Origin of the sequence: Frankia sp. AgKG'84/4 (assembly GCF_023242965.2) — a bacterium.
GTDB lineage: Bacteria > Actinomycetota > Actinomycetes > Frankiales > Frankiaceae > Frankia.
In genome coordinates this window covers 1-10,944 of record NZ_JALKFU020000130.1, presented here as the reverse complement: position 1 = coordinate 10,944, position 10,944 = coordinate 1, and the positions used below count along the sequence as shown (strand labels likewise).

The window sequence follows — 10,944 nt, the reverse complement described above, 5'->3', positions numbered from 1 at the left end:
TTTTTTTATATGTGAGAGGTGACGTGGAGCGTGGGGTGTGTGCGGGCGGGCGCCGGGGCGCCGCCCCGCCCCGAAAGCCAGGCACGCACCTGGCGTTCGGCCACCAGGGCGCTGCCGTGCAGCGCGCCCCACACGACGAAGGTCCACGAGGCCCCGTGCCACAGCCCGCCGAGCGTCATCGTGATCAGCAGGTTGGCGTGGGTGCGGCGCCGTCCCCGCCGGTTTCCGCCGAGCGGCAGGTACACGTGGTCGCGCAGCCAGCGCGACAGTGTCATGTGCCAGCGCCGCCAGAACTCCTGCAGGCTGCGGGCGGCGTAGGGGCGGTCGAAGTTGTCGGGGAAGCGGAACCCGAGCAGCAGGGCGAGACCGATCGCGATGTCGGAGTAGGCGGAGAAGTCGCAGTAGATCTGCACGGCGTAGCCGTAGACGGCGGCGGCGATCTCACCGGCGGAGTGCTGGCCGGGGGCGTCGAACACCGGGTCGACCAGGCGCACGGCGATGACGTCGGCGAGCACCACCTTCTTCGCCAGCCCGCCGAGAATCAGCAGTGCGGCCCGGGCGACGGGGACCCTGGCCGGGTCGCGCGGCGAGGTCAGCTGCGGCAGGAACTCACTGGCCCGCACGATCGGCCCGGCGACCAGATGGGGGAAGAACGCCTCGTAGACGGCGAAGTCGAGCAGCGGTGCCGGCGTCGTGGCCCCGCGGTACACGTCGACGACATAACTGATCGCCTGGAACGTGAAGAAGGAGATCCCGACCGGTAGTGCGACCTGGAGCAGCGGCAGTGGCGCCGGCAGCCCGATGTCGGTCAGGGCGTGGTCGACGGAGAGTGCGAAGAAGCCGTAGTACTTGAACCAGCCGAGCAGGCCGAGGTCGCAGGCGACGGCGGCGGCGAGCACGCGGCGGTCCCGGTACCGGTGGACGGCCCGGGCGGCGGCCTGGTTGAGCAGCGTCGAGGCGACGATGAGCAGGACGAACCGGGCGTCCGCGTATCCGTAGAAGAAGTACGAGGCGCCGAGGACGAACGGCTTCCACAGCCGTGGCCTGGGCATCAGCAGCCAGGACAGCGCCAGCGTCACGGCGAAGAACGCCGCGAACTCGATCGTCGGAAAGATCACCGTGTCCGCCCTTGTGGTCAACGCGACGGGGCGCCGCGTGCTGGGGACCGCCGACCTCAGCAGCGCTACTCTAAGGAGTTGAGGAGACACAATAAGTAGTGAATCGCGGGCGACGGGTCGGCTGTCGCCGGTGCGGCGGCTCGCCGGGTCGCGCCGACAGGGGCGGTATCGCCCTGCGGTGTCGAGAAGGGGTGCGTGTGCGCCACAGGATGGCTACCGTCCGGACATGAGCATCGTCACGGTGAACGGCCTCGACCTGACCTACGAGGTCCACGGGGACGACGAGGGCCTGCCACTGTTGATGATCAGTGGGCTCGGCCAGCAGCTGGCCGGCTGGCATCCCGATCTGATCACGGCGCTGGTCCGCCGTGGCCACCGGGTGATCGTGTTCGACAACCGCGATGTCGGCAGGTCCACCCATCTCGACGAACTCGGGCCTCCTGATCTTGGCGCGGTTCTCGCCGGTCAGGTCGACGCCGCGCCGTACCGGCTGGCCGATATGGCCACCGACGCGCTCGGTCTGCTCGCCGCGCTCGGCATCGACTCGGCACACCTGCTGGGCTCGTCGATGGGCGGGATGATCGCCCAGATCGCCGCGCTGCGCAGCCCCGGGCGGGTCCGCAGTCTCACCTCGCTGATGTCGCATCCGGGTGACCACCGCGTCCAACCGACCCCGGAGGCACTTGCGCTGTTCCTCCGTCCGGCCCCGCGGGATCTCGCCGAGGCTGTGCTTGCCGCCCAGGAGTCGCAGCGGGTCCTCGGCTCGCCGGAGTTCCCGGCGGATGAGGCGTGGCTGCGCCGACGGACCGAGATCTACTGGGAGCGCAGCGGCGGCCCGGACGGCGTGCTGCGGCAGTGCGCCGCCCTGCTGGCCGCCCCGGACCGCACCGCTGAGCTGGCCGGGCTGACGACGCCGACCCTCGTCGTGCACGGCGGGGCCGACCCGTTGATCCCGGTCATCGGCGGGCGGCTCACGGCCGTCGCGATCCCCGCCGCCGAACTGCTGGAAATTGACGGGATGGGCCACGAGCTGCCGCGACCGGTGTGGGAGCGGGTGCTGGACAAGCTGGAGGACGTCGTGGACCGGGGCGAGGCCGGCCGGGCTCCGCTGGCGGCGGCGAGCTGAGGGCCGCGGCGGCTGGGCTCAGCCGCCTGGCTTGATCACCATCAGGGCCACGACGATCAGCCAGCAGGCCGAGCCGAGCGCCGCCCCGGCGGTGATGGTGGTGATCCGCCGGCGCGGGTCGCCACCCGCGTCGATCTCGGCGATCGCATGCGAGAGACCGGGGGCGACGAGCCCCAGGAAGCTGCCGGCTCCCACCACCCACAGGACCATCGAGGCGGCGAGCCAGTCGTCGCCGAAGGACCGGACACTCCCGAACGACCCCTGGTGCACCAGTCCGACGCCGGTCAGCGCGACGAGCAGCGTCGCCACCGCGAAGACCCGCACCAGGCGGGCGGCCAGCCGCATCACCGGCAGCGCGCCCGCGCCACCGCGCAGCAACAGGGGGACCGCCGCCCCGACCAGGGTCAGCGGACCGATGATGAACACGGCCAGCACGACGTGCAGGGTCAGGAGAAGTCCGAAGGCACCCGGATGCGGCATGCGCAGACGCTATCGATCGCCCCCGCGCGGTGACGCACCGGCCGATCCCCCACCGTCATGAGGTATCGGATGAACGCTGGTCAGTGACCGCCCGGCCCGGTCAGAAGGCGCTGGACTGGTAATACAGCAGCCGCACCGCGTCGCCGAAACGGGTGCCGAACAGCCGGTCGTCGGACCCGGCGTAGGCGTAGCTGATCACGCCGTCGATCCAGCCGTGCCCGGGGCCGAGCCGGCCTAGCCCGGCGATGAGCGGGCCGCCGCTGGAGCCCGCCGTCATCCGGCAGCGCACGCCGATCGAGGGGCCGCCGTAGGAGTCGGCGGCTCCCGGGCCGGCGCAGTAGATCAGGGCGGAGCCGTCGAACGGATGTAGCCGCGGGTAGCCGAAGCTGTACTGCTGATAGGACACCGGCAGGTCGAACGCGATGCCCTGGGCGCCGACGACGTCCTGGAGGTGCCGGCCGCGCTGGGTGTTGAACAGCGCGAAGCCGGTGTCGACGTCGAAGTTGGAGCCGCGCGCCCACCCGGGCGTGACGGTCAGGTGGCGGGCGGTCCAGATGCCGAAGGGCGTCTCGCCGTCGGAGTAGTCGGGGACGAACGCGACGTTGGTCGCGAACCCGGAGCCCGAGCCGCCGTGCAGGCAGTGCCCGGCGGTCACGGCCAGGTCACGGCCGCGGCTGGTGACCACGCTCGCCGAGCAGGCGAAGTCGGAACCGTCGATCGAGCTGAACAACCGCCCGGTGGTCGTCGTGACGAGGCCGCCCGAGGTGTATCGCGTGCCGTCGCTCGGTGGCGGCGGCGGCGCGGCGGCGGGCCCGCTGCCCGGGTCGTCGCCGTACGGCGTGGACAGGGGGGCGGCGGTGCCGGCGGCGTCCTGGGGGGCCGCGGAGTGGGAGCCGAAGGCGCGGTCTCGCCGCTCGGCCGTCCAGTACCGGGCGACCCGTTCCTGCTCGGCGGCGGAGATCGCCCCCGTGGCGGAGGGTGGCGCCGGCCGGCCACGGGTGATGGCGGCGTCCGGATCGCCGGGGGTGGCGCCGGCCGCCCCATCGCCAGCGGCGATCACCTCGGGCGGAGCCGGCGGCGTCGTCGGCGTCGCGAGCGCGGTGGGGGTGGCGGGGGTGGCGGCCGGAACCAGGCCGACGGCCGCCGCGAGCAGGGCGGCTGCGATCAGCCGGGTGGGGCCCGGTCGTCGTCGCGACGGATGACGCGACGGATCGACCTTCTCTCCCCGCTCGAGATACGCCCTGCGTGACCTCACGATCGCGCACGGTAGCAGAGTTTCGGGGTGCCGCTGACGGGGCGCGACGGGGGTGACGCGGGTTCGCCGGGCTCACCCGGCCCGGGTGAGCCCGACCGTGCTCAGGCCCGGTCGGGCTCGGCGGCCAGCCGCTCGTGGGCCGCCTCCCAGGTGGGGGCGGGCGCGTCCGCCCCCACCTGCCAGAAGGTGAAACGGCCGGTGGCCATGGCCGGGCCGAGGGTGCGCATCGCCTCGCGGTGGAGCGACGTGCGCACGAAGGCGTCCAGAGCCGCCCGGTCGGTCCAGGACGACAGCGTGTAGTACTGCCGCCTCAGCGGCCGTGCCACGAGGGATATCCCCAGGGCGCCAGGCGAGGTGAGCACGGACTTCCGCAGGGCCATCGACACGCGCATCATCCGAAACGTGTGCCGGCGGGACGTGAGGGTGAAGGCGGAGGCCATGACCTCGATCCGCCCCCCGGTGGGGGCGGTGGCGCCGGACGGCGCCGTCCAGGGAAGGGTCGGCACGGCGGGCCTCGCAATCATCTGTTTCGAACCGTCGGTACGAGACGACTATAGTCCGAAACGTATGGTGTGAGTCAAGCCGTATTATTGGGACTATGGAGGAGATCGCGCTCACGCCGGTGTCGTACCTGGTGCTGGGGGAGGTGGCCCGCCACGGCAGTGCCACGCCGTATGACCTGAAGGTCTCGGTGGCGCAGTCCGTCGGGAACTTCTGGTCATTCCCGCACGCCCAGCTCTACAAGGAGCCGCCCAGGCTGGCCGCCGCCGGCCTGCTGCGGGAGGAGCGGGAGGAGACCGGGCGCCGTCGGCGGACGTTCCGGATCACCGACGACGGCCGGCGCGCCCTGGCGGCCTGGCTCGCGGCCGGCGACTCCGGGCGGACCGAGCTGCGTGACCCCGGCCTGCTCAAGCTCGCGTTCAGCGACCTCGGCCAGCCCGGGGACGCCGTCCGGCTCGCCCGCGGCCAGGCCGTCGCGCACCGCGCCCAGCTCGAGGTGTACCGCCAGCTCGCCGCGCTGCCCGCGGACGCGATGCCCTGGTCGTTGCGGCGGACCCTGGAACTCGGCCTCGGGTACGAGCGGATCGCCGCCGAGTTCTGGGAACGCCTCGCGGCCGACCCAGGCCTGATCCGCGCCGCCGCGCCGCCGCCGGACCCCGCAGACGCCTAGCGGGCGACCCGGCGGCCGCCCCGGGCGCCGAGGTAGTCGCGGATGACGTAGTTGCCGAGTGTGGTCGGATCGGGCGAGAGCACCCGCCCGCCGTTGCGCCGCGCCATCTCCTCGACGAACTGCACCAGCCGCGGCTCGTCGTCGAGCATGAACACGTTGATCGTCACCCCGCGCCGGGTCAGCTTGTCCACCTCGGCCAGGGTCAGCTCCAGCGTCTCCGGCATCGGCGGCCAGGAGAACGAGGGCGTGCCGTTGCGCAGCAGGTGCGCGGTCGGCTCGCCGTCCGTGACCACCATGACGACCGGCTCCGACTGGGGGTAGCGGCTCAGCAGCCGGCCGGCGAGGTGCAGCGCGTGCTGCAGGTTCGTGCCCTGGACCATCTCCGACTCGAGGCCCGCGAGCTCGACGGGCCGCAGCTCCCGGGCGTAGTCCGAGAAGCCGATGATGTGGATCTTGTCCTGTGGGAACGAGGTGGTCACCAGCGTGTGCAGCGCGAGCGCTGTGGACTTGGCGATGCCCCACGTCCCGCGCAGCGCCATCGAGTACGACAGGTCCACCAGCAGGCACACCGCCGCCGTGGACCGGCGCTCCGTCTCGGCGACCTCGAAGTCGGCGACCTCCAGGCGCACGGGCTGGCCGGCGCCGGGCGGCCCGGCCCGCAGCACCGCGTTGCGGACCGTGCGGACCACGTCAATCGGCTGGGTGTCGCCGAACTGCCAGGCCCGCGAGGTGCCGAGCAGGTCACCGGCGGAACCCGCGTCCAGCATGCTGTGATCGCCCCGGCCGCGGGCGGAGACCTGCCGGAAGATCCGGGTCAGCGCGGCCTGCCCGATCCGGCGGACCGCCCGGGGGGTGAGCTCCAGGCTGCCGGCGCGCCGGGTGATGAAGCCCTGGCGCTCCAGCTCCCGCTCGACCTGCTGCAGGCTGCGCAGGTCGTCCACGGCGGAGCGGCCGAGCGCCCGAGCGACCGCGTCGGGGTCGATGTCCTCCAGCGACGCGCCGGCATAGTCCTGCCCGAGCGCGGCGGCGAGCTCGTCGAGTTCCGCCAGCTCCTCCAGCGCCGTGGTGGCGTCACCGAGGCCGAGCCCCTGCTCGCCGGTGAGGCCCTCGCCGAGGCGGCCGCGGCCACGCTTGCGGCCACCCCAGTTGAGGTCCGGGCGCGCCGCGCGCAGAGCCTGGTCCAGGCGCGACATCTCCGCGGCCAGCCCCAGGTCCTCCATCGCGGTCGACATCAGATCGGCGAGCTCGGCGCGCTGCTGGGGGGTGAGGCCGGCCAGCAGCCGGGCCGCCGCGGCAGCCCGCCGGGCCAGCGCGTCGACCAGCTCCTCCAACGACTGCGGCTGCTCCGGGAAGAACTCACCGTGCTCGCGCATGAACTGGGCGAACGCCGCATCGGTGTTCTCGCCCCGCGCGTCGGCCTCCAGCAGCCCGTTCAGCGCGCTGATCATCTCTCGGATCGCGGCGAAGTCCTCCGGGCCGGCTCCTTGCAGCGCCTGCTTCATGCCCCGGAACTGTGAGTCCAGGACCTCCTGGCGCAGCAGTTCGGAGATCTTCTCGTAGGTCTCGCGGGCCTCGGGGGAGCGCCAGTCGTAGTCGGACAGCGACCGCACCGCCCGGGCCGGATCCGCCGGCAGGGAGTCGAGCTCGGCCTCCCGCAGCCGGGCCTCATCCGATGGGTCGGGGAACAGCGCCGCCCGCTCCTGGCCGACGGCGGTGTCGAGCAGCCGGCGGACCTCCTGCAGGGTGCCGTCCATCCGGCCGCGGCCGCGGGCCTCGCGGCGGCGGCGCTCGATGGAGCGGCGCATGTCGTCCAGCCCGCGCTGGCCTGGCATGCCGCGGCGCAGCAGCGCCTCCAGCGCCTCGCGCGGGGTGCGCCCCTCGAGGATCTGGCGGGACATCTCGTCCAGCGCGTCCGCCGCGCTGAAGGGCGAGGCGAGCGGGTCGGGACCGCCGTCCCACGGGCCATAGCGGAATGAAGCGGAGCTCACCGGGATGTCCTCCCACTCGGTCGCGCCCGGTCCGGGCCCTGAAGTCCCGGCCGGGGGGATGCTGCCGCGAGCGCCGTTGCCGCGAGCCTGTGTGCCAGGTGGTGCTGGACCGCCAGGTAGTGCTGGAGCGCCCGGGTGGTGCTGGACCGCCCGGGTGGTGCTGGAGCGCCGGCTCAGGGACCGCCGTAGACGGTCCGGCCGGGAAGCTCCTCCTTGCCGAGGCGCCGGTTGAGGTGCAGTCCCTCCATCGCCAGCTCCAGCGCGGCGGCGGCGAGACCCGGTGACTCGGCGCCGTCGACGCCGAGCCGATTGAGGATCGCCGCGAGGCCGGGCACCGGGCCGACGCGGCGCAGCAGTTCGGCCGCGGGCACGAGGTCGCCGGTCTCGACCGGGCCGTCGCTGTCGAACCGGTTCTGCAGGCCGGTGAGGTCGGCGCCGGCCAGCCGGGCGCGGAACGTCTCGGCGATCGCTCGGCGCAGCAGCAGCGCGAGCACCTCGTCCTCGCGGCCCTCCTCGAGCTGGTCAAACTCGATCTTGCCGCGCACGGCGGGGACGATCGAGGACAGATCGACGACCCTGGCCGTCGGGGTGTCCTCCCCGGTGAGCGCCGCGCGGCGGACCGCGGAAGCGGCGACAGTCTCGGCCGCGGCGACCGCAAGCCGGGCGGACACCCCGGAACGCTGGTCGACCTGCGGGGCGTCGCGGACGAGGCGGGTGAACCGGGCGACGACCTCCAGCAGATGGTCGGCGAGTTCGGGCGCACCGAGCGCGGAGCCGGCCCAGGAGATCACCGCCTCCTGGCGGATCAGGTCGAGCTCGTCGGCCAGGACGAGGGGGTAGTGGGTGCGCACCTCGGCGCCGAACCGGTCCTTCAGCGGCGTGATGATCCGGCCGCGGTTGGTGTAGTCCTCCGGGTTCGCCGACGCGACGAGCAGCAGGTCCAGGGGCAGCCGCAGCAGGTAGCCGCGGACCTGGATGTCCCGCTCCTCCAGCACGTTGAGCAGCGAGACCTGGATGCGTTCGGCGAGGTCGGGGAGCTCGTTGACACTGAAGATGCCCCGGTTGGTGCGCGGCACCAGGCCGTAGTGCACCGTCTCCGGGTCACCGAGGGTGCGGCCCTGCGCGACCTTCACCGGGTCGACGTCGCCGATCAGGTCGCCGACGCTGGTGTCCGGGGTGGCGAGCTTCTCGCCGAACCGCTCACCGCGGTGGCGCCACGTGATCGGCAGATCCTCGCCCCGCTCGGCGGCCAGCGCGCGGCAGCGGCCGCAGACCGGTGCGTACGGATGGTCGTTGATCTCGCAGCCGGCCACCGCTGGCGACCACTCGTCGAGCAGGTTGACCAGGGTGCGGATCAGGCGGGTCTTGCCCTGACCCCGCTCGCCGAGGAAGACGATGTCGTGGCCGGCGAGGATGGCCCGCTCGACCTGCGGCAGGACCGTCTCATCGAACCCGACGATGCCGGGGAAGCGGACCGCGCCGGCCCGCATCAGCGCGACGAGGTTCTCCCGCAGCTCCGCGCGGACCGATCGATGCGTGTGCCCGCTGCTACGGAGTTCACCCACCGTGACCGCGGAGGGGGGTGAACCCGCCGGGCCGGCGGTCGGCGATGTCGTGGTCGGTGGGACGGAATGACGGGGCGGTGCCGGCAGATCCTCCACCTGTCCGACGGTACGTCGGCGCCGCTGCCCGCGCAGCCGAGTCGGCCCCCGTCCGCTGCGGGCGTAGTGGTCGCACGGCCATCGCCGCCGCGTGACGAGCCCCGCCCGGCTCGTCACGCGACCGGCACGGATGTGCCATTCGCCGCACCGGCACACCGCCGCCCGTCCACTGGCAAGCGGGGTATGTCCGGCGCGGCGGGATGTCTGGATCGTCCTGGCCGCCAGGACCGCGAGCGGGAGTTACGGAGGGTGACGAGCCGGCCGGGGTGGGAGTGTCAGCCGGAGTAGGGCGAGACCGAGACGATCTCGACCTTGGCGGCCCGACCGTTCGGGAGTGTGTACGTGACGGTCTCGCCCGCCTTGTGCCCGGTGACGGCACCACCGAGGGGGGACGCGGGGGAGAACACCTCGATCGGTGTGCTGTGGTCCTCACGCGAACCGATGAGGAACTTCTCCGTCTCGTCGTCGCCCGGGAAGCGCACCTCCACGACCGTTCCAGGGCCGGCCTCGCCGTGCTTGGTGCTGGGGGTCTCCCCAACCTTCACGTCCCGCAGCAGGTCAGCGAGCTGGCGGATGCGGGCCTCTTGCTTGCCCTGCTCCTCCTTGGCGGCGTGGTAGCCACCGTTCTCCTTCAGGTCACCCTCCTCACGGGCGGCCTCGATCTTGGTGGCGATCTCCGTGCGCCACGGGCCGGTGAGGTAGTCGAGCTCGGAGCGGAGCCGGTCGTATGCCTCCTGGGTGAGCCAAGTCTGCTGCGTCACGCGGGTCACGCTCCTCGAAGAACATCAAAAGGGTCACGATAACAAAACGAATCAAGGAAATCCGGGGTCGAACCCGCCGCCCGCCCTGCCCCTCCCGAACCATGGGAAGTCCTCGGACCAGCGAATTCACCCGAATGGGTGGGTCATCCGTCCGGGGACGTCGACCACGATCGCAAGGCCGTCATGGCGCGGGCGTGACCGACCGGCGGCGAGAAGCGTCTGGCCCCCAGTGGCCGGACCGACGACGATGTCGGTACGCCAGCCAACGATGTGACACCCGCCACCGCATGCGCGGACGGTGTATTGTGCCACGGCGTTGGGTGACTTTTCCAGATCGAACGTCGCGTGACGTCGCGTGGTTCCGCACGGCGGGTACCGCGTCGGTCGCCGCCGGGGCGCGAGCCCGACCAGCCGGTGAACCGGCTCCGGTCCGGGCGTCAGCCACAATGGTCGCATGCCTGTGGTCGACGAGCGGCATGGCCTGCGTCTCATGGCCATCCACGCGCATCCCGATGACGAGTCCAGCAAGGGCGCGGCGACGATGGCGCGCTACGCCAGCCAGGGCGTCGACGTCCTGGTCGTCACCTGTACGGGTGGCGAGGAGGGGAGCATCCTCAACCCGGCGATGGACACCCCCGGCGTCGCCGCCCGCATCAGCGAGATCCGCCGGGAGGAGATGGACGAGGCCCGGCGCATTCTCGGTGTCCGCCAGGAGTGGCTCGGCTTCCGTGACTCCGGTCTGCCCGAGGGCGATCCGCTGCCCCCCGTTCCGCCGGGGCGCTTCGCCACCACCGACCTGGAGACCGCGAGCCGACCGCTGGTGCGGCTGATCCGGACCTTCCGCCCCCAGGTCATCACGACCTACGACGAGTCCGGCGGCTACCCGCATCCGGACCACATCATGACCCACCGGATCAGCGTCGAGGCGTTCGAGGCGGCGAACGATCCCGAGCGCTACCCGGAGGTCGGCGCCGACCTTGGGCTCGAGCCCTGGCAGCCGCTGAAGCTGTACTACCACCTGACGTTCCACAAGGAGCGCATCCTGGCGCTGCACGACGCGATGCTGGCCCGCGGGCTGGAATCGCCCTACGCCGAGCGGCTCGCCGAGTGGGCGAGCCGGGCCGAGGACGCCGGGCGGCTGACCACCCGGGTGCCGTGCGCCGACTGGTTCGAGACCCGGGACCGCGCCCTGCTCGCCCACGCCACCCAGGTCGATCCGACGGGCTGGTGGTTCCGTATCCCGCTGGACGTGCAGCGGGAGGCCTGGCCGACGGAGGACTATCAGCTCGCCCGCTCGCTGATCGAGGTCGGGATGCTGCCGGAGGCCGACCTGTTCAACGGCGTGTGACGGCGGCGGCGCCAGCCGGGCCGCCCGGTCCGCGGC

General features: G+C 72.6%; 9 protein-coding genes and 1 pseudogene. 3 read left to right on the top strand and 7 right to left on the bottom strand.

Features of this window, described 5'->3' with window-relative positions; translation table 11 throughout:
• Positions 1 to 47: 47 nt before the first annotated feature.
• A pseudogene (locus MXD58_RS10985) lies at positions 48 to 1,118 on the bottom strand (MBOAT family O-acyltransferase); the annotation flags it as partial.
• Between the two features lie 226 nt (positions 1,119 to 1,344).
• On the opposite strand from MXD58_RS10985, the gene MXD58_RS10980 reads away from it, so the two are divergent.
• Positions 1,345 to 2,244: an alpha/beta fold hydrolase gene (locus tag MXD58_RS10980; RefSeq protein WP_248836539.1), complete on the top strand. Its 900-nt coding sequence runs from the start codon at positions 1,345 to 1,347 to the stop codon at positions 2,242 to 2,244.
• Between the two features lie 18 nt (positions 2,245 to 2,262).
• Here MXD58_RS10980 and MXD58_RS10975 read toward each other — a convergent pair whose 3' ends face one another.
• From MXD58_RS10975 to MXD58_RS10965, 3 genes are all read right to left on the bottom strand, one after another.
• Positions 2,263 to 2,724, bottom strand: a complete 462-nt coding sequence (locus MXD58_RS10975; protein WP_248836540.1) for a hypothetical protein — start codon at positions 2,722 to 2,724, stop codon at positions 2,263 to 2,265.
• Positions 2,725 to 2,824: 100 nt separating this feature from the next.
• On the bottom strand, positions 2,825 to 3,979 hold the full coding sequence (locus tag MXD58_RS10970; protein ID WP_248836541.1) for a trypsin-like serine peptidase: 1,155 nt from the start codon (positions 3,977 to 3,979) through the stop codon (positions 2,825 to 2,827).
• 101 nt (positions 3,980 to 4,080) lie between these two features.
• Positions 4,081 to 4,503: a DUF3291 domain-containing protein gene (locus MXD58_RS10965; RefSeq protein WP_248836542.1), complete on the bottom strand. Its 423-nt coding sequence runs from the start codon at positions 4,501 to 4,503 to the stop codon at positions 4,081 to 4,083.
• Positions 4,504 to 4,577: 74 nt separating this feature from the next.
• On the opposite strand from MXD58_RS10965, the gene MXD58_RS10960 reads away from it, so the two are divergent.
• A complete protein-coding gene (locus MXD58_RS10960) occupies positions 4,578 to 5,150 on the top strand; it encodes a PadR family transcriptional regulator (RefSeq protein WP_248836543.1) in 573 nt (190 codons plus the stop codon).
• Here the strand turns inward: MXD58_RS10960 and MXD58_RS10955 are convergent.
• The 3 genes from MXD58_RS10955 to greA all read right to left on the bottom strand — a co-directional run bounded on the left by MXD58_RS10955 (position 5,147) and on the right by greA (position 9,560).
• Complete coding sequence (locus MXD58_RS10955) at positions 5,147 to 7,138, bottom strand: vWA domain-containing protein (protein WP_248836544.1); 1,992 nt, start codon at positions 7,136 to 7,138, stop codon at positions 5,147 to 5,149. The two genes, MXD58_RS10960 and MXD58_RS10955, sit on opposite strands and share 4 nt — an antisense overlap.
• 173 nt (positions 7,139 to 7,311) lie before the next feature.
• Positions 7,312 to 8,799, bottom strand: coding sequence for a magnesium chelatase ATPase subunit I (locus MXD58_RS10950; RefSeq protein WP_248836545.1), 1,488 nt, complete (start codon positions 8,797 to 8,799; stop codon positions 7,312 to 7,314).
• 275 nt (positions 8,800 to 9,074) lie between these two features.
• On the bottom strand, positions 9,075 to 9,560 hold the full coding sequence (gene greA, locus MXD58_RS10945) for a transcription elongation factor GreA (protein ID WP_248836546.1): 486 nt from the start codon (positions 9,558 to 9,560) through the stop codon (positions 9,075 to 9,077).
• Positions 9,561 to 10,014: 454 nt separating this feature from the next.
• On the opposite strand from greA, the gene mca reads away from it, so the two are divergent.
• Positions 10,015 to 10,908 (top strand): mycothiol conjugate amidase Mca, encoded by an 894-nt coding sequence (mca, locus tag MXD58_RS10940; protein ID WP_248836547.1) that lies wholly within the window; start codon positions 10,015 to 10,017, stop codon positions 10,906 to 10,908.
• Positions 10,909 to 10,944 lie beyond the last annotated feature (36 nt).